Below are 22016 nucleotides of genomic sequence, written 5' to 3' on the forward strand. Positions count from 1 at the left end.
GCGAGTACTTTCTGGGGGCGGCCATGGTCGATGTTCCTCTCATGAGAACCATCTGACCCTCTGTCAACACACTCCGCATCTCGGGGGAACCTCAGTGTCGTGGTCGGTGCCGACGTTGACCCATCCACTGTTCTTGGCAATGTCGTAGATCCCGTAGGGGATCGCCATGGGCTGCTCGTTGGTGGTGAACGTGTGGCAGTCCACCTTGATCGCGTTCTTGCCCGGCCGCCAGGTGCGACCGGGCCGGTCCCGGTTGCCGAGCCATTCTTTGGCCTTGGTGTCGACGCTGATCACCGGCTGGGTGTCGTTGAGAAACGCGGCGGCGGTGGCATTGAGGTGGGTGAACTGGGCATCGCGGTCCGGATGGCTGATGCCCTCTGTTGTCTTCGCGGTTCCCTGCAGGCTGTAGCCCAGCGTGTGCAGCAGGTGTCCGACGGTTGAAGCGCTGACCGGGTGGCCCTGTGCGCTGAGGGTCGAGGCCAGGGCCCGCAACGACAGTGTTGTCCACCGCAACGGGGAGACGGGGTCGCCTCGGGTGTGCGGCTCAATCAGCGACTCCAGCGCGGGCAGTAGGCCAGGATCGGTGTCTGTCAGCCGCTTGCGGCCCGCACCTGGAGCCCGCACCCGCAGGGTCGGTGAGGAGCAACCGGCTAACTCGGCCATACCTCGCGCGATGGTTGCAGTGCTAGTACCGGAGGCGGCAGCGACCCGGACGATCCCGCCACGGCCGAGGGCCGTCGCCTCACTGGCCAGGTACAACCGACGGCGGCGCTCATCGAAGTGCGGCAGGATCTGATCGAACTTGGTCCGCAAAGCACGAGCGGCAACGCGGCCTGACAGACACGGGGTCATGTCTCAGGCTCCCACCAACACCCCTCTGCCGAGCACTTATTGAAATACGGGCCCCGGCGGTGCCGGAGTACTGCCTTTGCACGCCGGCCGAGCGGATGCCCTTCTTCAGGAACCCGGTGTCGTCGACGATCAGGACGGCATCCTGGTCTCCGAGGTGTTCGACGACGTAGTCGCGTACGTCGTCCAGGACCTCGTCGGCATCCCACTCGATGCGGTTGAGCAGTCGGTGGATGCGATCGGGGCCCGCGTGCCCGGCCTCCTCCGCCAGTGTCCAGCCGTTCTTTCGCTCCAGCGGAGCGATCAGTCCGCGCATGTATGCCAGTGCCGACTGGCGCGGCTCCTCCCGGTTGAACCGGTGCACGAACCGGTCATGCATCGCCTCGAGTTCACCAGCCCACAACCTGACATCAGCAAGGTCCCCACCCATGACCACATCAACGACCGAGCTGGCCAGCAGTCACGGCAAGCACCGTTGCAGTACTAGTCGTCAGCGCCCGCGACGCCTGGGGCGTCGTCGACAAGCCCGGCGCCCGCCCGTGAGCACCCGCGAGAAGCGCCCGGTACGGGGTCCAGACGCATGCCTTCGGCGTCCCGGACCTCGCATCGGTCTGGGAGCGGCCCGAGCCGCAGCCCTTCGCTGTCCGGCGTCGGATTCTTGCGCAGGCTGAGGCCAGGCCCTTGGCCAGGACGCCGACTCCGGGGATGAGTGACTCGGCGGCGTTTGTGGCCAGGTCGGTCCGCAACCTCACCGTCGCCGAAGCCGCAGGCCTCCTGACCAGCAAACTTGGCTGCTACCTCCGCCCCAGCGTCCTCGTGGTGGACGAGGTCGGCTACCAACCCCTGGAACGAGCGGAGGCCAACCTCGTCTTCCAGGTGATCTCCAAGCGCTACGAGAAGGGCTCAATCACCCTCACGTCGAACAAGACCTTCAGCGAATGGGGCCAGGTCTTCGGTGACGAGGTGCTGGCCACCGCCGTCCTCCACCGGCTTCTTCACCACTGCGACGTGATCTCGATCAACGGGCCCAGCTACCGGCTCAAGAACCGGCTCGCCGCCATCGAACGGGACACCCAAGTGGCCTGACCAGCGCGAACGGCGGCATCCCTCACCGGCTGACGGAAATCTCCAGCAGCGGCAGCTGCCATTCACCCAGCTCGGCAACGAGTACCCGGCGGGCCAGCCGCCGGGCCTGACTCCACCCCTCATTGACAGACAATGCGTCCCTCGTCCATCGATCAGCGTTCTCCCACCGTTCATCCCATCGAGAACGGTGTCGATCTCCTGCAGGTCGGGCAGAACACCGCACCTACCGCACCCCGATGAATCCCGGCACGGACCTCAGCCTCCCGGGGATCGCCCGGCTGGTCGCGGATCTGATCGTCGCGCTCGATCTGCCCCGGGTGACCCTGGTCGGCAACGATCTCGGCACCGCCGTCGCCCAGCTCGTCGCCGCCCATCATCCCGAGCGGATCGGACGTCTCGTCCTCACCAACGGCGAGTGCTTCGACAACTGCCCGTCACCCTGGTTCAGATCTTGACCCCGCCTCCCGGGTGCCCGGTCTGCTCACCCTGGTTTTCCAGGCCCTGCGGCTGCGTGCCGTTCGTCGCATGCCCTTCGGGTTCGGCCTGCTGACCAGGGGCGCACTGCCCCACGATCTGATCGACGACTGGCTGGGGGCCTTCTTCGCCGACCGCGGCGTCCGGCGCGACTGCGTCAAGGTCACCCGTGGGATCGTCCCCACGGCCCTGCTCGAACCGGCAAGGCGGCTCGCTTCCTTCGACCGGCCCACCCTACTCGCCTTCGCCCGCGAGGACCGGCTCTTCCCCTACGCGCACGGCGAGCGACTGGCCGCAATCGTGCCCGGCGCCCAGCTGGAGACCATTCCCGACAGCCGCACTTGGGTGATGCGCGACCAACCCGACCTGACAGCCCTGCTCATCAGCGAGTTCATCCGCAACACCCCCACCGGCGCCACACCGGAGCACGCCACTCCCACCTGAGCCCGGTCAGGACACACTGCCCGTGACGCGCCCGAGATTAGGACCAGCCCGTTCCTGCACAGAGGGCGTGGCATGGGGCAGTGCTTAGCGGCATTCGCCCGGGATTTTCGGCTGTGGCGGGGCAGACTGTGAGGATGAATTTCGGTCCTATGGAAAGTGGTGGGGCGGGGCGTTCGGCCACTGGGCTGTGGCACCAGGTGCCGTACGCGCTGAAGAGCCCTGAGGTCGGCGACGCCCAGCGGCAGGAGTCCTTGGCGCTGGGCGCTGCGGAACTGGCCTTGGCCCGCGCCGAGGAACAATGCTCGGTCACTGCCGCAGACGTACAACGCACTGCGTCCCACGAGTTTTCGCTCCAGCTCGACATGCGACAGGCGTGTGTGGCTCTGCGGGATCGCCGCGAAGCCTGGCACGGGAAATAGGGAGTCGGCATGACCACCTTCGTCATCACCATTCCGGGCACGTTCCTGCGTGACGTGAGCGACGCCGAACGGGCCTCTGTCATGAAGCAGTTGCGTCCGGCCGACCCGCAGCACACGGCATTGGGCCAGAGCGAGGACCTGGACATCCTCACCGTCAATGACGACGGGACGTTCTGCCTCCGTCTGGAGGTAGAGGCTGACGACGGCCGCAGCGCGGAACAGCACGCCAAGCAGGTGGCCGCTGCAGCCCTGCGCCAGGCCGGCATCGACGAGGAACAGGCTCCGCTCGGCCCGACAGCGGTGACCGGCATCGACACCTGAACAGGGTGCTCACACGAGCCTCCCAATGGTTGCGGAAACGGTGACGGGAAATCCGGCTGCCGCGCGGTGGGCGCGGCAGCCGTAGACAGTGAGGGCGGGCCCGTTCGCGTTGTCGGGCGTGGGGGTCGGGCGTCGGTGTCGGCGCTGTCGCGCGGTGGTGTTGGCGGCGTTCGCGTTCTCGGCCAAAAGACAGGGCAACCTCACAGCGGGCTCATGGGTCATGCATACGGCGTCACCGATCCGGGGCGCCGGATGTTCGACTCACGGGGGTCCCATGACGTCTCTCGCCGCGGTGCGGCACACCATCTCAGCGTTCGCGCTGGCCGCCCTGGCCGGTACGGCGCTCGCTGTTCCGGCCAGTGCCAGTGCTCAGGAGGAACCGCTGCCGGTCTCCGTGACCGGCCCCGGCAGCGTGAACCTTTCGCTGCAACCGGAGTCCGGTGAGCCGGGCGAGCCGGGTGAGCCGCAGATCGAGCTCGGACTCCGGGCACCCGGCGAGCCGGTGCCGGACGAGAACGGAGTCATCTATCCGATCCACCAGGGCGACTACACGGTCACGGTGGACGCGAGCTCCCTGGCCGGTGTCGCCGCCGTCGACTTCTCCCGCCTGGGCGGGTGGCAGGGCTGCTCCGTCGACGGGCTGGTCGCGACCTGCAGCGACTACGAGATCTACGCCGGCCAGGACGACAACGACCTGGGCGGCATCAGACTCGACGTGACCGGCGAGAGCGCCGCGGGCGACTTCGGCACCATCGAGGTCACGGCCGCGGGCGAGGGTCTGGTCTTCACCGGGCACACGGTGGACGTGCTGGTCGGCGGCCCCGAGTTGCAGATGAAGCAGCTGACCGAGCCCGAGGGCTTCCGGGCCGGCGACACCTTCCAGGCGCCACTCGGCTTCCGCAACCTGGGCGGCCTCGGTGGCAAGGGCGTCGTGCTGCAGATCTCCGGCACCCGGGGCCTCTCCTTCCCCAGCACCTACGGCAACTGCTGGTACGACCCGCGTGACCCCGACATGCTGCTTGATCGCTCCACGGCCCTGTGTGTCTTCGACACCGAGTTCGCCGGCGGCGCGGCCTACGGGCTGAACGCCCCGTTCCCGATCGGGACGGCCGGCTTCGCGCTGTATGACTCGATGTTCTACACCTTCAGCGCGGTGCCCGCCGACCAGGTGGCCGACCTGCTGGCCGAGGGCGACTACCAGGCCGGTGCCGGGCCCGACCTGGAACTGGTGCGGCTGGCGGACGCCGACCCCACGGGCTACACCCGGTACGCGGAGACGGACTTGCCGACGACGAACACCTTCGACCTCGATCTGACCGGTGAGCGGCTGCGGGCCCGCAAGGGCGAGACGGTGTCGGTCGACGTCGGCTTCGCCAACCACGGCCCCGCCTGGCTCGCCCTGCTGCGCTCCGGCGGCGAGCCGATCTCCTTCTGGGTCGACCTTCCCCCGGGGACCACGGCCACCACGGTCCCCGAGGGCTGCCAGGCCGCCGACTGGGAGGGCGCCGAGGGCGACTACCTCTGCTTCGTCGACACCCCGATCCTGGAGGACGCCTCCCGCACCTTCACCTTCGGCCTCCGCGTCGACGAGGTGATCAGGAACGCCACCGGCCGGGCGTTCTTCGCGTACACGATGCCCAACGAGGGCAACCCGGCGAACGACTCCGGCGCCATCGTGCTGAACCCGAGGGGCCAGCTCTGATCGACGGCAATGCGGGCCCGCCCCACGGGGCGGGCCCGTTCCGCGTTCCGGCCACGCCTCCGAGCACAGGCCTCAGGACGACCGGGCCGCAGCGGACGTGGAACGGGGGCGCTTCGGCGGTATTCAGCGATGTCCGCCTTCGCCTGTGCCCTGACCTGCGGTTGCCACTGTGACTCGGTCTCCTGCACCAGAGCCTCCTGGAGGCGCTTCTGCGGCTTCTTGGCCGCACCCGAGCGGTAGCCGCTCCACCGAGCGGCGGGAGACGCCCAGGCACTCGGCTACGGCCTTGCAAGCTCCCTGGGATCCGGGCGACACGGCGGTCCGTCGCTCAGTACCGCTTGCGCACAATCGCGATCGCCGCACCGGCGGACGCGAGCAACGCGGCAAGGCCAGCGGTCACTTTCTTCATGGTCGAGGCGGAATCGCCCAGACCGAGCGCGTCACGTGTCCGGTCGTACAGACTCAGCGGTACGCCCAGCACGGCGTTCCCCGGTCGGCGCCTGGGGATGACGGGATGGGGGTGGGTGGGCGCGGTCCTGCGCACTGCCTCCCAAGCCGCGCCGAGCCGCCTCAGCCGAGCGGTGTCCATGGTGTCCTGCAGCCCGGGAAGCAGCAGGGCCTCCTCGTCCCTGATGTCCTGCCGTATCAGGGCGAAGGCTCGCCGCACCTTCTCCTCGCGCTCGGGATCACCGGCTTCGAGGCGCTCGAAGTCCGCGACGAGATCGTCGATCTGCTGATGTTCCCGCGGCTGCCGACACACCAGTGCTGGCCTGTCGGCAGCCCGTGCTGCGCCGGATGGCCCTTTCCTGCCGTCCGATGCGCGGAACAGCCGAGCTACGGACATCTCCTGAGCCGTTCTTGGCAAAACCTAGAAATTCGAGATCTCCCTTGTCCCCACCCGAGGAGACGCCTGATGGCCCACAGACACGTTTCAGCCTACTGTGCCGCGTTGACGGCACTCTGCGCACTCGCGCTCACAGGGCCGCCCGGCGCTGCGGCCGCCGACTCCCCCCGCACCCACGCCGGGGCCCTTCCCGCCGAGACGCTCGGCGCGAACAATCCGTCACCCGTGGTTCTGCGGGCGCTGGAACGTGATCTGCGCCTGACCGCGGTGCAGTCCAGGACCCGCCTGGTGAACGAGGCCGAGGCGGGCACGCGCGCCGGCCGGCTCCAGAACGCGCTGGGCAAGCACTTCGCGGGAGCGTGGGTGAGCGGCGCGACGTCCGCCGACCTGACCGTCGCGACCACCGACGCCGCGGACGTTGCCGCCATCGAGGCCGGTGGAGCGCGGGCGGCGGTCGTCAAGACCTCCCTGCAGGACCTGCGGAAGGCCAAGGCGAAGCTGGACGGCGCCGTGACCGGCAAGGCCCTCGACACGCCGGTTCGGTACATCGACGTGCGGACCAACCGGGTGACGGTGCAGGCGACGAGCCGTGCCGCCGCGGACACGCTCATCGCCGCCGCCGGAGTCACCGCCGGGCTCGTGGACGTCAAGGTGTCGGCGGAGCGGCCTCGCGCCCTGCACGACGTACGGGGCGGTGACGCCTTCTACATCGACGACCAGGCCCGCTGTTCCGTGGGATTCTCCGTCACCAAGGGCGAGCAGCAGGGCTTCGCCACGGCTGGCCACTGCGGCAAGGCGGGTGCCAAGACCACCGGCTTCAACAAGGTCGCCCAGGGCACCTTCCAGAACTCCGTCTTCCCCGGCCAGGACGGGGCCTGGGTGGGCGTCAACAGCGACTGGACCGCGACGCCCGCCGTCAAGGGGAAGGGCGACGAGAACGTCCAGACCGCCGGCTCGGTGAAGGCCCTGGCGGGCGCCGCGGTCTGCCGGTCCGGGTCGACCACCGGCTGGCACTGCGGAACGATCGAGCAGCACGACACCAGCGTCAGCTATGCCGAGGGCACCGTCGACGGCGTGACCCGCACCACGGTGTGCGCCGAGCCGGGCGATTCCGGCGGCTCCTACATCTCGGGCACCCAGGCCCAGGGCGTCACGTCGGGGGGCTCCGGCGACTGCACGAGCGGCGGAACCACCTTCTACCAGCCGATCAACCCCCTGCTCAGCGCCTACGGCCTCATCCTCAGCACCAGCACGGCCGAGAGCGGTACGACCGCGCCCCAGGACGGCAAGACCGGCTGGGCCGCGGGCCAGGTCTATGACACTGGAGCGCGCGTGGCATACGACGGCGTCTCCTACCAGTGCCTGCAGGCGCATCAGGCGCAGGGCGCGTGGCAGCCCGCCCTCACCCCGGCCCTGTGGCAGCGCCTCTGACGACCACGGCGATGCCGTGGCGCGAGGTCCTCGTCCTCGGACTCGGTCCTCGCGCCACGGCACGACGTCGGCCGCTCCCGGCCTGTCGCGCCCTGCCTCGGCCGGTGTCGCGCTATGCCTCGGCCAGCAGCGCGTACGCGGTCGGCACGAAGGTGTCGCGGGCGCGGAAGCGGCGGGTGCACATGGCGGCCAGCGCCGTTCCGGTGTCGGGCCTGAAGCCCAGGAAGGCCTGCTGCCCGAGTGTCGCCCCGCCGTGGAAGTACATCGGACCGTACTCGGTGGGGTGCTGGAACCAGGCCATCGTGTGCACATGCCGGTGCCCGAGACCGCGCCGGAGCACGGGGCGACGTACCACCCGCAGCGCGTCGGCCAGGGGCCGGCCCGACGGGTCCAGGTGTGCTTCGAGGAACGTGAGCAGGTCGTGCGGGGTGGCCCGGACGGCGCCGGCCGCCTGAAAGCCGCCGACGGCCAACGCGGGCGTGGGCGTCGTACCGTCCCTGAGGTGTCCGACGGCGTCTGTTTCCGGGCCGCCGGGGCACAGGGCGGTGCCGCTCAGCCGGAGCGGACGCAGCACCTGAGCGGTGAGCAGTTCCTCCCACGGCGTCGCGGTAGCCGCCGCCAGGGCGTGACCGAGCACGGCGACACCGAAGTTGGAGTAGTGCCAGCGGGTGCCGGGCCGGCGGCGCCGCCGATGGCGCAGAAAGGAGTCGATCACCCGCTCGGCCGGGTAGCGAGCGTAGGGGTTGGTGTGCCAGGTGGGCAGCGCTCGGACGAAGAAGTCGGCGGGAAGGCCGGGCAGTCCGGAGGTGTGGGTGATCAGGTGGGCGAGCGTGACGGGGTCCGGGCCGGCCGGCCGGGCCGGGTCCAGAAGGGCGGCGGCCGGTTCGCCCGCGGACAGCCGGCCCGCCTGCGTCAGGTGGGCCAGCAGCAGTCCGGTGAACGTCTTGGAGGCGGACCCCATCTCGTAGCGCAGTTCGTGGCGCGCGACGGGCGGGGGCGGCGCGCTGCCCCCGCAGCGCACGGTGCGGCGACCGTGCCGGGAGAGCGCGAAGACGACGTCGGGCGCGTCCACTGCGCCGACGGCCGCGTCGAGCCGCAGCACCACGTCGCCGTCGGCGTCCACGGGGGCCTCCGTCGGCGGGCCGCCGGGCGGGAGCACGCCGGTGGCGGCGAGCGGATCGCCCGGCCACGGGGCGGGCCGCGTGGTCATGCCGGTGCCTGCGCCAGCTGCGTCAGGGCGCGGGACGTGGCCTGCGCGGAGGCGAACGCGGCGACCAGTGTCGGGTGGTAGACGATGTCGAACACCTCGTCGGGATCGCCCTGCGGCATCATGCGGATGGCGGGCATCGCGCCGTCGGGTTGCTGGGCAGCGGCGAAACCTTCCCAGGCCCGCTCGTCCAACGTGGGGCGGGGCAGACACGCGTCGACGACGAGCAGTTCGCCGAGCAGGTCCCAGCGTCGCAGGTCCAGCCAGTCGTCCAGCCAGGCCGGCAGCCAGGTCCCGAGGTAGTCGGCGATGTCCGGTGGCAGACCGCCAGGGTCCTCTCCCCAGTTGGTGAGGTGGAAGACGGTATGGGTGATGTCGTAGGCGGTGTGCCCTTCGACCGTCCAGGGTTCGGGCGTGCGCCCCAGCCACGTCTTCGGGACGATCTCCGCTTCCGGTGGTCGGGGCGGCAGGCCGAACCGGCGCTGGAACGCGGACAGGCCGAGGCGGCGGACCGGCGCCATCTCGAGGGCGGCGTGGCTCTCCAGCCGCTGGCAGAGCCGTACGGCCCGTTCGACCTCGGGATTCGTGTAGCCCAGCTCCTTGAACGGGAGGTACGCCTCGAAGGGGACGGGTGACAGGGGCTCGATGCCCTGGGCGCGCACCAGCATCCGGCCGCCGTCCAGCGTGTGTCGCCAGGCGTGGTCGACCAACTGCCGGGCCAGCTCGGCCTGGCGCGAGCCGGCGACACCTTCGCGGAACAACACCTTGCAGATCAGGGCCAGTTCGGCGACCGGCTTGAGGCGGTCCAGGAAGCCCACCTCCGGATCGGCGTCCGGCTCCAGCCGGAACCCGTCGCGGTGGGCGTGCAGCCACTCGAGGGCGCGGAGCCCGACGTTGTGGATGAGACGGGTGCTGGTCATCTGGCCGCTCCTTGTCCACCCCGCGCTGCCGCGCCGTCCCCGGCGGCCTCGCGCAGACGGTCGAGGGTCAGCACGGCGGCGAAGGCCGTCATCAGTGTCGAGTGGTAGCAGTCGGTGAATTCGTGTGCGCCGGTACGGCCGCCACGGCCGGCGCCGACCTCCGGGACGGCGCCCGAGTCGTCCTGCGCCACCGCGAGTCTGGCCCAGGCGTCCTGGACCATGGTGCGCTCCGGCGGGTCCGGCAGACTGCTCGCCACAGCCAGTAGTTCACAGCTCAGGTCCCACTGCTCGCCCTCCAGACAGGTGTCGAGCCAGGGCGGCAGCCAGTGCTCGAGGTAGGCCGCCACCCGCGGGGGTACGGCCTCGGGGGTCAGGCCCCAGTCGGTGAGGTGGAAGACCACGTGCGTGAGCGTGTAGCCGGCGGCTCCCTCGAAGGTCCACGGCTCCGGCAGACCGGCGAGCCAGGTGCGCCGCAGGGCCTCGGGCATCTCCCCGTGTTCCGGAACCCCGCTGCGGCGCTCGGAGTTGAGCACGCTCAGGCGCCGGTTCGGTTCCTGCTCCGTCACTTGCCAGCCCCGGGTGCGGGCCACCGTCGCGGCGGCGCTCTCGTAGCCGGTGTGGCGCAGGCCCGCCGACGCGAACGCCGCATAGACCTCCAGCGGGTACGTCGCGAAGGGTTCCAAGCGCTGCAGTTCAGCGAAGAGGGCTCCGCGCCCGGTCTGTTGCCAGGCGAACGCCAGCAGGTCGGAGGCGGTCACGTGAAGCGGGTCGGCCGGATCGGTGTGCCGACGCACACAGAGGCACACCTGGGCCAGCTCGCCGAGAGGCTTCCAGGTGAAGTTCACCTGACCACGTTCGGCCAGCGCGTCCTCGCCGAGCCGGAATCCGTCGCGGTGGGCGGACACCCAGGCCAACGCGGCCTCGCCCAGCCGCCGTACCTGGCGCGCCTCCTGGATCTCACGCGCCGTCACACCGGCGCTCCGGCCCGCATCAGCCGCGCGGCCTGGACCTGCAGCGCCACGCGTGCGTCGTCGCCGCCCATCTGTGCCACGAAGTCGAGGCCGGTGTCCAGCCCCAGCGTGTCCGGCACACCGTCGAGGAGGACCAGCCAGCGTCCCGCTCCGGCGGCCTGGAGCCAGTCGCGGCGGCGGACCGCGCGTACGAAGCCCCGGGCGATGTCGACGGGACGGCCGCGCGCGACGCGGGCCACCCCGCAGTCCTCGTCGGGGAGTGCGAGCGGGGCGAGCACCGCGAGTTGTTGCGTCAGGAACTGCCAGGGGGCATCGTCGAGCCATGCCGCCTCGGGCTCCGCGTCGTGGCCCGACGTGCCGTCGAGGGACGCGTCCAGCCGCAGGAGCGCCCGCCTCATGGCCCAGTGACTCCACAGAGAGGTGGGAGAGGCTCCCGCGGGTGGCGGGTAGGCGTGCACAGCCCTGCTGAACATTCTGAGATCGTCGGAGTCGGGAGGTGGCGCCTCGCGCAGGGCGCTCGGCAGGACGACGTCGGCTCCCACCACCCGTACGGCGGCAAGGGCCAAGCCCGCGGTCGTCTCGGGAGCGTCCCCTTCCGCGATGCTGCCTGCGAGGCCTGTGAGCCGAAAGCGGTCCCCGCTCCGGAGAGCGGAGACCAGTTCCGACGTGAGGCCCTGCACCGCGCCCGCGATGCGGGTCGAAGTGCCTGACTTCTCCATTCTGTTTCTCCCGTCAGCCCTTCTTCGGACGTGGCGTCGGAGGTGACAGCAGAAGTTCGCTCGTCCCGCCCGTCAGGGCGAGCGCCGCGCACTGCCGGCTGTCGCGGTAGTAGCCGTCGGCCTCTACCGGGTCGAGAGCCGCTTCGACGTCGATGCCGGGGACCTGGACGAGGTCCTCGAGCTGGAACTCGGTGGCAGACATACCACCATCTCCTTTGCGAGGTATGTGCGGGTCTACTTCAATGTTCCCATCCTGTGTCGATATATACAAAAGGTACGAAATGTCTAGATTGTGCCAGATTCAAGCAACTCGAGGGCGGCGCACTGCACTTCCTGGAGTGCCGCGGCTGCCTCGAACAGCGAACCTGAGCGGCGGAGATCCCTCCGCAACGCGGCCGTCGACGCGTCGCAGCTCGTGCTGCTTACGGGCTACCACAGGTCACGCACGGCGAGAAGACGAGCTGGCGGCGGCGCGGGCGGACGAGATGGACGCCGAAACCGTCAACCAACCGGGAACTGTCCATCGCGCGCAGGGCGATCGGCCGGTGGCAGCGCCAAGGCTGGATCGAGCGCGATCCGACGACCGGCATCAAGCGGCGACCGACGCCGCCGGACCGCATAAAGGCTCTCGCGGAGAACCAGATCGCCGCCCTGTGGCGCCTCGACGTCGCGCTCCGGGAGAAGACGCAGTGGAAGATGCTCGCCGAGTCCGCCACACGGGCCGACGAGGTGCTGTGCCTCAACGCGGAAGACCTCTACCCGCAGGACAAGCGGCGGCAGGATCACCGCCAAGGGAGGCTGTGGGGGTGACTGAGACGACCTCTTACGACGCCGACCGTGCCCGATTCACCCGCCAGGCTCTGGCACGCCTTGTCCTGTGCGATCGCAGCGGATGCTGCGGATGGCGCCGCTGGCCTGGTCGCCACCGAGAACGACCCTGACAACGGTCCCGGAGGCCGGGTGAGCCAGGCATTTCAGCTCATCGAACTCGCGGAGCGCGCGCTGGTCTATCGGTCCGGCAGAAGCGGAAGAGCGGTTTGCCGCGAAGCTGGACGACTGGAACACGGCCTTCAAGGTTCCCTACCGGCTTGACGACACCGGTCGAAAGCGCATACCCCAGCTGCCCACGGCAGCGTATGACCCCGCTTGGGCATGCGACCGCCTCGACACCTGGGCCGGGAACCGACTCATTCGCCGGGCATCCGGTTGAACAGGTGCCGCAGAGCCTGCATATGCCAGCCCTTCCTGCCCGGCGGCGCCGGTAGTGGGAGTCCGCACCGGATGAACCGCTGAGGGAGTCGAAAGCCCACAGGCGGCCGACGTGGTTGAGCCGGTTGTTCCTGACGAACCGGCGTCCGCTGTAGCGGCGTTCGCCAGATGCCCGCGTGATCGGGGCCGATCCCGCGTACGCCTTCAGTCCTGCGGCCGAAGCGAACCGGCTCCTGTCGTCGCCGATCTCGCCCAGGATGCGGGCACCGACCTGAGCGCCGGTTCCGGGAAGGCTCAGCGTGATCACCGCGTCCGGGCGCGTCCGGAAGGCTTTCTCGGTGGCCCGCGCCCGGTCATCGACCGCCTCGCAGGCGGCATCGAGCTGCAGCAGGGCTCGCGCCTGCTTGCCCATGGCGTCCTCGACGAGGGGCAGCTGCCGAGGGGCTTCCTGGCGGAAGAGCTGCTGGGCTCGTTCGGCGTCCGTCTCGATGCCCCTGCGCCGGCCGGCTCGTCGGAGCATGGCGGTCAGCTTCCACATGGGCAGCTTGGCCGCCAGGCTGGGCGTGGGCGCGACGGCCAGGATGCGGCCGCCACCAGCTTGTCCGGCTGCGGTACATACGAGCGGGGCGAGGGGCCGGAGACAGAGTTGACGATGCGTCATTTTCCGGCCGTAAGACAGTGGAGCCGACGTCGGTGTGACGCGCGGTGCGGGTGCCGAAGGCCGGGAGGGTGTACCGCCGTGTCAGCGCGGCACTTCCACCTCGATGCCGCCGAGCCTGTAGTTCCAGCGCGGGTCGGACCGGGAGCCGCTCTTCCGGGCGCCCTTCAGGTTCTTCACAAAGGCCCTGCGCTGGGCCGGGGTCGCCGAGCGCCAACGCAGTTCGAGGACCGGGCGCACCGGAGGGATGAGTTCACGCATCGGCTGGTCGTACCTGGCGAGACTCGCCTCGTAGTCGAACGGCCGGTAGACCAGGTCGAGGTCGATCGACGGTGCCGTGCCGCCCGCCTCGTGGTGACAGGAACCCAGCCAGTTGGCCAGGTAGTCCAGCCCGATCCGCACGTGGGAGGAGATCCGGTCCTGCCACTGGCCGAGATAGGGCGCGTTCACCGCCTCCGCCGTCACCTCTTCCGGCATCACGATCAGACCGCGCACGGAGGTCCCCGACAGGGCGATGTGGATACGCGGCCAGTTTCCGCCGGCCTCGATCCGGAAGGAGGGGAAGTGGCCCGCCATGCCCATTCCCGTCCGCAGTTGGGCCCAGCCCATCGCGTCGTGCGGGGGCCGCTCCGGCGAGTAGGGCCCGCTGGTGCGGTGCCCGAGGTCCCTCTCCCGCATCATGAACACGGCCTCGAACACATCACCGCGCAAGGCCATGCTCACGGGGAAATACGCCCCGACCTCCAGCATGAACACCTTGCCGGTGATCAGGGCGCCGACCGCCCGCGCGCCCAGAGGACAGGCCCTGCTGCTGCGGAAGCCGCCGGCGGCGTGGTTCAGCGTCAGCGCCTTCTGCACGAGCGGCGGCCTGCGGAACTCGTAGGCGAACGTCGAGCGCCCCGCTACCCGGACCAGCGGCGGGTTCGACACCTTTGACTTCACCGTGGACCTGGTCGTCGACCCCGACCTGACCGGCCGACAGGGGAAGGACGAAGAACGAGTACGCGCACGTACGGCGGATCGGCATCGTCATCGTCACCGATACCGAGCACCAGGCCGTGAGAAGGTCCCGCCCGGCAACAGCGGCGGCGACCGCGGTGAGAAGACCTGATCCCGCTCCGCGCCCTCACGCCCTTGCCGGAACCCTCTATGCAAGCAGCCGCAGAGCATGGACATGCAGAAAAAACGAGCACATCCCCGGAACCGACCGGCCTCCGACGAAGTCATGATCCATGACATTCCAAGGAGCGGATCTCAGCCGGAGTTCCGCTGCCGTATCAACGAGGAGGACCACCTCACCGTGGCAAGATTCCGAAAGGCCCTCACCGCGGTCTTCGCGACCATTGCGGCCCTGGCAGCCGTGCTCGTCGCCGCGCCCACCGCATCGGCCTACGACGGGTACCCCTGTCACACGCCCACCGAGCGGACGTTCACCAACCCGCACAACGGAACCCCCTGGAAGGAAACCGTGCGCTACTGCCCGCTGTGGCGGGGCAACGTGCCGGTCTACAACACCCGGGACGTCAACAGCGGTATCAAGGGCTACCTGACGTACGGCGGTTCCGCCAACTGGTTCGTCTACGAGATGCAGGGTGCGTCGGTCACCCTCAGCGGCGGGACGAACAACTGGTGGGCTAGCACGATGGCCGACAACGGCCAGTGGGGCTGGGTTCCCGAGGTCTACTTCACAGGAGGCGCGGACAACGAGGACGACGCCGGCCTGCTGATGCCCGGCCCGATCAGCTGCGTCTGGCCGTGCAGCAACCTCTACCCGATGCCGCCGTGGCGGGTCTGACACGGTAGCTGTCCGTCCCTCGTCCAGTGGCCACGCCTGAGCCGCTGACTCCTTTGGGGACTGACGCCGTGGGCCCCGTCCTCCATGGGCAGGGCCCACGGCGTCCACGGTGTCAGCCCGCCGGTGCGATCTCGTGGTCGAGGCGGGCGGAGCGGGCCGTGGGCCGTCCGGCTGTTCGGCCCGCCCACGACCTGTGCCGGCTCGATGACCCGTGACTGCTCCAGGCCGACGACGCCGAGAGCGAAGACCGGCTGACCGGCTGGCCCACCGACAACGACGCCCACACCCCGGCCGAGCCGCCCGCCGGGAGTCCGGCGCCTCGGCGCACCGCCTGACCGCCCGTCATTGCTCCCATTCTGAACGAGGCATGGGCCCTCTACCCCTGGGCACGGAAGCCACCTCGAGGCCATCGCTGCCCGTGCCGGCGTCGGCAAGCAGACGATCTATCGGCGGTGGCCGTCGAAGAGCGCGGTCGTCTTCGCCGCCCTTCTGGCTCTGAGCGATGATGCGGACGGGCGTCGGTCGCGCTGCCGGCACGGGCGACCTCGAGGCCGACCTCAAGCTCGTCATGCGTGCCACGGCGGAGGAGTTCGCCGACCCGTCCTTCGACAGGATGATCCGGGCCCTCAACACCGAGATCGCCAACGATGCCGCGCTGGCGGCCGAGTACCGGGAGAAGCTGGCCCAGCCGCTGGAAGAAGCGAAGAGGGCGCGCTTGCGCAGCGCCCAGCGAGGACATCGACCGTCTCGTCCACGTACCGCCAGGCCGTCGCTTCGGAGACGCCGAACCCTGCGCTGAGCTGGGCGAGCATCTCGTTCTTGCGCAGGTGGGCAAGGGCGAGCTGTGCCTGACGGAAACAGCTCAACTTGCGCCAGCGAGTGCGGCGTTCACACCTTCGGGCGTAGATGAGCCATGAGACATGCTCGACCAGCTCGTGTCGGACATCAAGCGTGGAAGGATACGGAACCAACGAAGCCCCCCGGCCGTCGGCGTGTTGAGTGAGATCACCACACCAACGACGAGGGGCTTCGCCACGTCACCGCACCTGACCAGCCTGGTTCACCCGACAGCCCAGGATGAAAGAGGTTCAGTGACTTCGGGACCGGACCGCTTTTGATCGCGCGAGCCTGCGGATATCCGTTCTCGGCGTCGTCCGTCTCGTCATCCGTGTGCAGGGCGCACGGTTGCCGCAGGCCCGGCGCCGACGGGCGGGTGAAGGTGTAGCGGCCGAGGCAGTTGATGTCGTGGGGAGAGCCGGGCGAGCAGTTCGTCGGTCACGGGGAAGCCGGCGGCGAGTCGCTTGACGGCGGCGTCGATGTAGAGGCTGTTGAAGAGCACGACGGCATTCACAGCCGTACCGGCAGGCGCGCTCCCATCTCGGCCGCTCGCGGCGGTGCCGATTCGTACGCGCCATGAACGACCCTGCCAGGGCGGTGCCGCAGCCGACTCGGGGATGACTGCGGCACCCACCCCGCGGCCCGTAGCGCAGCAGGAAGCACACGCTCCGGGGCCAACCGTGCCAGTGCCCCGGGCGCCGGCCTTCATGCTGCGCCAACCGGGTGGCACCTGGGCACCGGCCGCGCACGGCGGCAGCAGGCCGCCGAGTGTGGTGAGCCGGGTGCACCGGCAGGGCCGGCCCGCAGTTCATGGTCCGGCGGTGGTCAGCGGCAGTTGGCGCGCAGGACGCGGCCGCCCCTGGTGACGACGGTCAGCCGAAGATAGGCGCCTTCCACTCACACCAAGTTGTGCGTGCCGGGTTTGGTTCCACCAGATGCTCACCGTCCCATGAGAAAGGCGACTGCACATCGGACAGCCGCCTCTCTCTACATCTTCGTGCCTGGTCAGCCCCGGACGATGTTCTGGGCCTGCGGACCCTTCTGCCCTTGGCCGATGTCGAAGGTGACGTGCTCGCCCTCGGTCAGCTCGCGGTATCCGCTGCCCTTGATCTCGGAGTAATGCGCGAAGACGTCCGGTCCCCCGCCGTCCTGCTCGATGAAGCCGAAGCCCTTCTCGGCGTTGAACCACTTCACGGTGCCGCTGGCCATACGGGTCGATCCTTCGTTCATGCCAAGGAACAGCCCTTCACCGGGCATGCTCCGGCTCGTGCAGTCACACGAGCCAAGAGCCGTACTACCCCGGAAAGCGGCGCTCATCCGACCGGCGACATAGCTGTTCCGCTTCCACAGTTCACAGCGCTCATGCGGCCGCCGCACCGACAAGTTCGGACAGGACGTCTTCCATAGTGACGAAGCCGATCACGGTGCCCTTGTCACCGGTGACAGCGGCGAGGTGGGTGCCGTTGACCCGCATGGCGGTGAGGGCGTCGTCGAGGGGGGTGTCGATCTGCACGCGGGTCACGGGATGCAGAGCTGCGCGGGGGAAGGGCTTGTGCCGCTCGGCAATACCGATGGCGTCCTTGATGTGCAGGTAGCCCATGATCGTGCCGCCAGGGCCCACGACGGGCATCCGGGAGTAGCCGGCGCTCGTCGCCGCCTTCTCCAGCTGGGCGGGCGTGACGCGGTGGTCGACCGTGCTCATTTTCGCCAGCGGCACCAGGACCTCGCCGACCGGGCGCGTGCCGAGCTCCAGGGCGTCGCGCAGCCGCTCTCCGTCAGCAGGGTCGAGCAGTCCGGCCTGACTGGAGTCGGCGACCAGGCGGGCGAGTTCGTCGTCAGTGAAAACGGCGGCGACTTCGTCCTTGGGCTCGACCTTCAGCAGGCGCAGCAGGGTGTTGGCGAAGGCGTTGATGCCGAAGATGACTGGGCGCAGGGCGCGGGTGAGCGCGACCAGCGGCGGGCCCAGGAACAGTGCGGTGGGCACCGGAGCGGCCAAGGCAATGTTCTTGGGCACCATCTCGCCGACGAGCATGTGCAGGTAGGTCGCGAGCGTCAGGGCGATGACGAAGGCGATCGGGTGAATGAGCCCGTCGGGCACGCCGATGGCGTGGAAGGGGGGTTCCAGCAGGTGGGCGATGGCCGGTTCGGCCACGGCGCCGAGCACGAGCGAGGAGACGGTGATGCCGAGCTGGGCGGTGGCCATCATCGCCGACAGGTGCTCGATCCCCCACAGGGTGGTCCTGGCGCGCTTGTGGCCCGCCTGTGCTGTGGGTTCGATCTGGCTGCGTCGTACTGAGATCAGGGCGAATTCGGCACCGACGAAAAAGGCGTTGGTGAGCAGGGTCAGGGCGCCGATGAGCAGCTGGATGGTGGTCATCGGGTGATCTCCTGCTCGGGGCGTTCCACGGCTGCTGCGGGGGCGGTGAGGGTGAGGCGGTCGGCGCGGTGGTGGTCGACGTCGAGGACGGTGATGTCCCATCCGTCGAGATGCACGGTGTCTCCAGGCTTCGGGATGCGTTCGAGAAGGGTGGCGGTCAGGCCGGCGAGGGTTTCGTACGGGCCGTCTTCGGCGCTCAGGCCGATCTCCGCTAGCTCATCGGTGCGGACGCTGCCGTGGGCCTCCCAGACCCGTCGGCCGTCGTCGGTTGCGGGCCGCGGGAGCAGGTCGGGGGCCTCCTGGGGGTCGTGTTCGTCGCGGACCTCGCCGATGACCTCTTCGATGATGTCCTCGACGGTGGCGACGCCGGCGGTGCCGCCGTATTCGTCGATGACCACGGCCATGGTGCGCTCCACGCGCATCCGGGCGAGGAGGGTGTCGACGGGCAGGCTGTCGGGCACGAGCAGCGGCGGCGTGATCAGGTCGGTGACCAGCGTGCCGACGCGCTTGCCTTCGTCCAGGGCGAGGACATCGCGGATGTGGAGAGTGCCGATGATCTCGTCCAGGCTGTCACGGTAGACGGGGAAGCGGGACAGGCCGGTGACGTGGGTCAGATTGACCGCGTCCGCTGCGCTGGCGTGGGCTTCGAGGGCCTTGACGTCCACCCGCGGGGTCATGACGTTCTCGGCCGTCAGCTCAGCCAGGTGCAAGGTCTTGACGAACAGCTCGGCGGAGTCCTTCTCCAGCGCGCCCTGGGCCGCGGAGTGCCGGGCGAGAGCCACCAGCTCCTCCGGGCTGCGTGCGTGGGCCAGTTCTTCGGCCGGCTCCAGGCCGAAACGCCGCACGAACCGGTTGGCGGTGTTGTTCAGGTGCTCGATGAAGGGGCCAAAGACGGCGGTGAAGCCGCGCTGCGGGGTGGCGACGACCTTGGCCACGGCCAGCGGCCGGGCGATCGCCCAGTTCTTCGGCACCAGCTCACCGACCACCATCAGCACCACCGTGGACACGGCGACGCCCAGGATGGTGGCGATCGCAGACGCCGCTCCTCCCAGGCCGATCGCGATCAGCGGGCCGCGCAGCAGCGCGGACAGGGACGGCTCGGCGAGCATGCCGATCACCAGCGACGTCACCGTGATGCCCAGCTGGGCACCGGAAAGCTGGAAGGTCAACCGCTTGACGGCCTTCAGCGCGCTGTCCGCGCCGCGCTCGCCGGCCTGCGCAGCACGCTGGAGGTCAGCGCGCTCGACCGTGGTCAGGGAAAACTCGGCCGCAACGAACACCGCGCACGCAAGAGTCAGCGCCAGAGCGAGCAGGAGCAGCAGCAACTCGGTCACCGTGCCACCCCCGATTCGCAGCTCTCTGTCGGGCGGGGTGTGACACGGCTCGTACTGGGAGGTTCACCCATTGCGGGTCTGCTGCTCCTTCATCACTCAGCCACCCCCGGCACGGGGGCGGAACATCGTCCTGGCGGAAGAAAGATTCTCCCTCATCCCAGGGTAAAAGACCAGTAAAGTCACCTTCGGATGGCCGGCCACTGGGCGCTTCCACGATTGACGCCTGGATGGCCCGAGGGCGTCGGGGCCGCCATCAGCCCGTCCAACGTAACCGGTCCAGCTCGGCCGGAAGGGGCAGTCAACGAGAGCGGGACGTCGTCCTGGCGGAGCCCGAGCTGGTGGCCGAGGTCGGCGTCGACATCGACGCCCTCGGCAGCCTCAGATCGCCGCTATGCCCCGAAAGGTGGCAGTCCATCATGGCCATCGACCGCCTTGAGCACTCCCCCGGCCATGGAACGGGTGCAGGAAGCCTCGTTCTACGACACTTGCCTGAGACACACCGGACACTCGGTTCCCCGGCTGATCACGGCGCGGCAGGTTCCTGGCGGAGCAGGTCGGGGCGGACATCTACCAAGGCGAAGGCCCGCTTCAGACCCTCCAGGAAGGCGTACCGCCCGCACGCTGGTAAGCGTCCCGCCGATCTTCTTCGACGGGATCGCCACCTATGTGCGGGGGAAGGAGAAACACGGCTCCCCCAGCGGCAGCGGCCCCGCCTCCCTGTAAAAGATCCTGACTGCCGAGTGCCTGGATACCGCACTGGCCCGTGCGGTCACCACGTTGAGCAAGCACAGCGCAGAAGCTGCTTACCCGGGGCTTCAGGGCCTCGTTCCCGGGTTCGGTCCGTCGTTCTCCACCAAGTTCCTGTACTTCGCCGGCAAGACGGTTCCGTCGGCAACCGGCCCTCAGCCTCTCGTCCTCGACCGGGTTCTGGCCCGGCGTGTGCGGTCCATGGCCCAGGCGGTCGGCCGGGAGACCGGCCACGACCCCGATGGCTCGATCGCCAACTGGGTCTGGCGGGACAGGAACTGGTCACCGCACCGCTACACGGGCTGTCTCTCCTTCATGCAGGCGGCTGCCAGCCAGCAGCGGCAATGGGTACCTGGCCGCCCGACACCTCGCCCGACCTGCTCGAATTGCCCTGTTCAGCGCCTCTTGGACGTGGACCCCTCGCCGCGCCACGCGCGGCTTCCGCAGGTCGCTGGCGGAGCTGGGCCCTGTTCCAGGACGGGTGGTACGCGCTCACCAGCAGGGTGTCGGCGGTGCGCGGCCCGCCGGTGGCGGCGGGCCGCACGCCAACGGTGATGCTGGTAAATCCGGCCTCGTCGAGCAGCTTGGTCCACACATGCTCCTGCAGGACCCAGCGGCGCATCGTGATGGTTTCGCCGTCCGGTGTCTTTGCCGGAATATCGGCAGCCACGGCATCGGGCTGGGCGGGCGCCCCGTTCAGATAGTGGGCGAGGGTTGCGAACACCAGGCGCCCGCCCGGCTTGAGGGCGGCTGCCGCCGCGGGCAGTACCTCGCGCGGGGCGGTGAAGTCCACGGCGCCGAAGACGCTGTACAGCACGTCGTACGCGCCGGTCATCGCCTGCAGATGGGGCACCGCGCCGGACCGCACGATGCGCAGGCACGGGGCGAGGTGAGCGTAGAGGTCGGTTGCCATGGCCTGGTGGGCGGGCGAGGCGTCGACGGCGACGACCCGGGCAGGCTGATGGTGAATCGCCAGGTGTGCTGCGTGCCAGGCTGCGCCGGCGCCGAGGTCGCCCACACGGCGGCCGGTCAGGTCACCGAGGACCTCGGGGCCGGGCCCGGCGTCCTGGCCCCAACTCCAGTAGAAGGTGTCGGGAACGGCGCGGTCACGGGTGGCGCGGGCGCGGCCGTAGTGGTGCCAGAGGTCTGCGGTGCTGGTGGTCACCCGGACCCTCCTGGCGGCCGCGACCGGGCCGCGGACCGGTTCGCTGAAATTCTGGAAGAATCTCCTGCCAACCGCGGTGGAGGTGTCGATGTCCTGGTCGAGGACAACCAAGCCAACGCCGCGCTTCTGGAGCTCCTTGGACAGTTCGATTCAGGTTTTCCAGAGAGCGGCCGAGCCGGTCGAGTTTCGTGATCACGAGTTGGCCGCCCTCGCAAGCGACCAACAGTGCCTTGCCAAGTTCGGGCCGGAGGGCGAGCTTGCCTTGATCCCTTGTCGGTGGAGATCTTCTCGCAGCCGGTCGAGCGGAGCGCATCTTCTTGGGCTTCGGGGTGTTGGTCGCGGGTCGATACACGGACAACGCCGATTTTCATGATCGAAACGCATCGCGAAGGGGGCTTCGTCACATGGGCGCGTACGCGGGGAGCGTTACAGCCGCGACCTGCGGGAACGCCATGATGATCTTCGTGTATCACGAACGATCGTTTCCGTTGTGAGAACCAGCATGGG

At 69.3% G+C, this 22016-nt stretch carries 21 protein-coding genes and 4 pseudogenes; 9 read left to right on the top strand and 16 right to left on the bottom strand.

The features are described from left to right. Positions 1 to 93 precede the first annotated feature (93 nt). Positions 94 to 852: pseudogene (locus tag ACFYW5_RS34890) on the bottom strand (ISAzo13 family transposase); the annotation flags it as partial. Continuing rightward, complete coding sequence (locus tag ACFYW5_RS34895) at positions 773 to 1279, bottom strand: transposase (protein ID WP_389421165.1); 507 nt, start codon at positions 1277 to 1279, stop codon at positions 773 to 775. The gene ACFYW5_RS34895 and the pseudogene ACFYW5_RS34890, both read right to left, overlap by 80 nt. Positions 1280 to 1587: 308 nt before the next feature. Between ACFYW5_RS34895 and ACFYW5_RS34900 the strand changes: the two are divergent. The 5 genes and pseudogenes from ACFYW5_RS34900 to ACFYW5_RS34920 all read left to right on the top strand — a co-directional run. Continuing rightward, positions 1588 to 1935, top strand: a pseudogene (locus ACFYW5_RS34900) (ATP-binding protein); the annotation flags it as partial. 236 nt (positions 1936 to 2171) lie between these two features. Next, positions 2172 to 2390 (top strand): alpha/beta fold hydrolase, encoded by a 219-nt coding sequence (locus ACFYW5_RS34905; protein ID WP_389421166.1) that lies wholly within the window; start codon positions 2172 to 2174, stop codon positions 2388 to 2390. 70 nt (positions 2391 to 2460) lie between these two features. Further along, positions 2461 to 2853, top strand: coding sequence for an alpha/beta fold hydrolase (locus tag ACFYW5_RS34910; protein ID WP_389421167.1), 393 nt, complete (start codon positions 2461 to 2463; stop codon positions 2851 to 2853). Positions 2854 to 3281: 428 nt separating this feature from the next. Then, positions 3282 to 3593 (top strand): hypothetical protein, encoded by a 312-nt coding sequence (locus ACFYW5_RS34915; protein WP_389421168.1) that lies wholly within the window; start codon positions 3282 to 3284, stop codon positions 3591 to 3593. A 274-nt stretch (positions 3594 to 3867) separates the two neighbouring features. Further along, positions 3868 to 5295: a hypothetical protein gene (locus ACFYW5_RS34920; protein WP_389421169.1), complete on the top strand. Its 1428-nt coding sequence runs from the start codon at positions 3868 to 3870 to the stop codon at positions 5293 to 5295. Between the two features lie 328 nt (positions 5296 to 5623). Here ACFYW5_RS34920 and ACFYW5_RS34925 read toward each other — a convergent pair whose 3' ends face one another. Then, complete coding sequence (locus ACFYW5_RS34925) at positions 5624 to 6139, bottom strand: hypothetical protein (protein ID WP_389421170.1); 516 nt, start codon at positions 6137 to 6139, stop codon at positions 5624 to 5626. Positions 6140 to 6208: 69 nt separating this feature from the next. Between ACFYW5_RS34925 and ACFYW5_RS34930 the strand changes: the two genes are divergently transcribed. Next, entirely contained in the window at positions 6209 to 7570 is a 1362-nt protein-coding gene (locus tag ACFYW5_RS34930; RefSeq protein ID WP_389421171.1) for a carbohydrate-binding protein, read from the top strand. A gap of 112 nt (positions 7571 to 7682) precedes the next feature. On the opposite strand, the gene ACFYW5_RS34935 is transcribed toward ACFYW5_RS34930, so the two are convergent. From ACFYW5_RS34935 to ACFYW5_RS34970, 8 genes are all read right to left on the bottom strand, one after another. Beyond that, entirely contained in the window at positions 7683 to 8780 is a 1098-nt protein-coding gene (locus tag ACFYW5_RS34935; protein WP_389421172.1) for a serine hydrolase domain-containing protein, read from the bottom strand. Continuing rightward, positions 8777 to 9697, bottom strand: a complete 921-nt coding sequence (locus ACFYW5_RS34940; protein ID WP_389421173.1) for a DUF6895 family protein — start codon at positions 9695 to 9697, stop codon at positions 8777 to 8779. The genes ACFYW5_RS34935 and ACFYW5_RS34940 overlap by 4 nt, the downstream gene beginning before the upstream one ends. After that, positions 9694 to 10668: a DUF6895 family protein gene (locus ACFYW5_RS34945; RefSeq protein ID WP_389421174.1), complete on the bottom strand. Its 975-nt coding sequence runs from the start codon at positions 10666 to 10668 to the stop codon at positions 9694 to 9696. The genes ACFYW5_RS34940 and ACFYW5_RS34945 overlap by 4 nt, the downstream gene beginning before the upstream one ends. Continuing rightward, entirely contained in the window at positions 10665 to 11387 is a 723-nt protein-coding gene (locus ACFYW5_RS34950) for a hypothetical protein (RefSeq protein ID WP_389421175.1), read from the bottom strand. The genes ACFYW5_RS34945 and ACFYW5_RS34950 overlap by 4 nt, the downstream gene beginning before the upstream one ends. A gap of 13 nt (positions 11388 to 11400) precedes the next feature. Then, on the bottom strand, positions 11401 to 11589 hold the full coding sequence (locus tag ACFYW5_RS34955; protein ID WP_389421176.1) for a hypothetical protein: 189 nt from the start codon (positions 11587 to 11589) through the stop codon (positions 11401 to 11403). Positions 11590 to 11888: 299 nt separating this feature from the next. Then, positions 11889 to 12179, bottom strand: coding sequence for a hypothetical protein (locus tag ACFYW5_RS34960; protein ID WP_389421177.1), 291 nt, complete (start codon positions 12177 to 12179; stop codon positions 11889 to 11891). 187 nt (positions 12180 to 12366) lie between these two features. Beyond that, positions 12367 to 13257 carry a transposase gene (locus ACFYW5_RS34965; RefSeq protein WP_389421178.1) on the bottom strand — a complete coding sequence of 297 codons (891 nt, stop codon included), beginning with the start codon at positions 13255 to 13257 and terminating at the stop codon, positions 12367 to 12369. Between the two features lie 81 nt (positions 13258 to 13338). Beyond that, the gene (locus tag ACFYW5_RS34970) at positions 13339 to 14184 is read right to left on the bottom strand and encodes a hypothetical protein (RefSeq protein WP_389421179.1); all 846 of its coding nucleotides are present in this window, start codon (positions 14182 to 14184) and stop codon (positions 13339 to 13341) included. 370 nt (positions 14185 to 14554) lie between these two features. Here ACFYW5_RS34970 and ACFYW5_RS34975 point away from each other — a divergent pair, with 370 nt between their 5' ends. Together ACFYW5_RS34975 and ACFYW5_RS34980 are read left to right on the top strand one after the other, a co-directional pair. Beyond that, positions 14555 to 15049, top strand: a complete 495-nt coding sequence (locus ACFYW5_RS34975; protein ID WP_389421180.1) for a hypothetical protein — start codon at positions 14555 to 14557, stop codon at positions 15047 to 15049. Positions 15050 to 15617: 568 nt separating this feature from the next. After that, positions 15618 to 15848: a hypothetical protein gene (locus tag ACFYW5_RS34980; RefSeq protein WP_389421202.1), complete on the top strand. Its 231-nt coding sequence runs from the start codon at positions 15618 to 15620 to the stop codon at positions 15846 to 15848. On the opposite strand, the pseudogene ACFYW5_RS34985 reads toward ACFYW5_RS34980, so the two are convergent. The 4 genes and pseudogenes from ACFYW5_RS34985 to ACFYW5_RS35000 form a co-directional block, all read right to left on the bottom strand. Continuing rightward, positions 15775 to 16061 (bottom strand): annotated as a pseudogene (locus ACFYW5_RS34985) (transposase family protein); the annotation flags it as partial. The gene ACFYW5_RS34980 and the pseudogene ACFYW5_RS34985 overlap by 74 nt on opposite strands. 830 nt (positions 16062 to 16891) lie before the next feature. Continuing rightward, positions 16892 to 17095 (bottom strand): cold-shock protein, encoded by a 204-nt coding sequence (locus tag ACFYW5_RS34990; RefSeq protein ID WP_055711351.1) that lies wholly within the window; start codon positions 17093 to 17095, stop codon positions 16892 to 16894. 151 nt (positions 17096 to 17246) lie between these two features. Further along, positions 17247 to 18263, bottom strand: a complete 1017-nt coding sequence (locus tag ACFYW5_RS34995; RefSeq protein WP_389421181.1) for a hemolysin family protein — start codon at positions 18261 to 18263, stop codon at positions 17247 to 17249. Continuing rightward, positions 18260 to 19597, bottom strand: a complete 1338-nt coding sequence (locus tag ACFYW5_RS35000) for a hemolysin family protein (RefSeq protein ID WP_389421182.1) — start codon at positions 19595 to 19597, stop codon at positions 18260 to 18262. The genes ACFYW5_RS34995 and ACFYW5_RS35000 overlap by 4 nt, the downstream gene beginning before the upstream one ends. 777 nt (positions 19598 to 20374) lie before the next feature. Between ACFYW5_RS35000 and ACFYW5_RS35005 the strand changes: the two genes are divergently transcribed. Next, positions 20375 to 20899 (top strand): hypothetical protein, encoded by a 525-nt coding sequence (locus ACFYW5_RS35005; RefSeq protein ID WP_389421183.1) that lies wholly within the window; start codon positions 20375 to 20377, stop codon positions 20897 to 20899. Here the strand turns inward: ACFYW5_RS35005 and ACFYW5_RS35010 are convergent. After that, positions 20820 to 21509: pseudogene (locus ACFYW5_RS35010) on the bottom strand (methyltransferase domain-containing protein); the annotation flags it as partial. The gene ACFYW5_RS35005 and the pseudogene ACFYW5_RS35010 sit on opposite strands and share 80 nt — an antisense overlap. Positions 21510 to 22016: the final 507 nt, after the last annotated feature.

This window comes from Streptomyces sp. NPDC002779 (assembly GCF_042888685.1).
Lineage (GTDB): Bacteria > Actinomycetota > Actinomycetes > Streptomycetales > Streptomycetaceae > Streptomyces.

Coding starts and splice junctions, on each gene's coding strand:
- ACFYW5_RS34895 (WP_389421165.1), bottom strand. CDS start 1,279: ATGGGTGGGGACCTTGCTGATGTCAGGTTGTGGGCTGGTGAACTCGAG.
- ACFYW5_RS34905 (WP_389421166.1), top strand. CDS start 2,172: ATGAATCCCGGCACGGACCTCAGCCTCCCGGGGATCGCCCGGCTGGTC.
- ACFYW5_RS34910 (WP_389421167.1), top strand. CDS start 2,461: ATGCCCTTCGGGTTCGGCCTGCTGACCAGGGGCGCACTGCCCCACGAT.
- ACFYW5_RS34915 (WP_389421168.1), top strand. CDS start 3,282: ATGACCACCTTCGTCATCACCATTCCGGGCACGTTCCTGCGTGACGTG.
- ACFYW5_RS34920 (WP_389421169.1), top strand. CDS start 3,868: ATGACGTCTCTCGCCGCGGTGCGGCACACCATCTCAGCGTTCGCGCTG.
- ACFYW5_RS34925 (WP_389421170.1), bottom strand. CDS start 6,139: ATGTCCGTAGCTCGGCTGTTCCGCGCATCGGACGGCAGGAAAGGGCCA.
- ACFYW5_RS34930 (WP_389421171.1), top strand. CDS start 6,209: ATGGCCCACAGACACGTTTCAGCCTACTGTGCCGCGTTGACGGCACTC.
- ACFYW5_RS34935 (WP_389421172.1), bottom strand. CDS start 8,780: ATGACCACGCGGCCCGCCCCGTGGCCGGGCGATCCGCTCGCCGCCACC.
- ACFYW5_RS34940 (WP_389421173.1), bottom strand. CDS start 9,697: ATGACCAGCACCCGTCTCATCCACAACGTCGGGCTCCGCGCCCTCGAG.
- ACFYW5_RS34950 (WP_389421175.1), bottom strand. CDS start 11,387: ATGGAGAAGTCAGGCACTTCGACCCGCATCGCGGGCGCGGTGCAGGGC.
- ACFYW5_RS34955 (WP_389421176.1), bottom strand. CDS start 11,589: ATGTCTGCCACCGAGTTCCAGCTCGAGGACCTCGTCCAGGTCCCCGGC.
- ACFYW5_RS34965 (WP_389421178.1), bottom strand. CDS start 13,257: ATGACGCATCGTCAACTCTGTCTCCGGCCCCTCGCCCCGCTCGTATGT.
- ACFYW5_RS34980 (WP_389421202.1), top strand. CDS start 15,618: ATGCGTGCCACGGCGGAGGAGTTCGCCGACCCGTCCTTCGACAGGATG.
- ACFYW5_RS34990 (WP_055711351.1), bottom strand. CDS start 17,095: ATGGCCAGCGGCACCGTGAAGTGGTTCAACGCCGAGAAGGGCTTCGGC.
- ACFYW5_RS34995 (WP_389421181.1), bottom strand. CDS start 18,263: ATGACCACCATCCAGCTGCTCATCGGCGCCCTGACCCTGCTCACCAAC.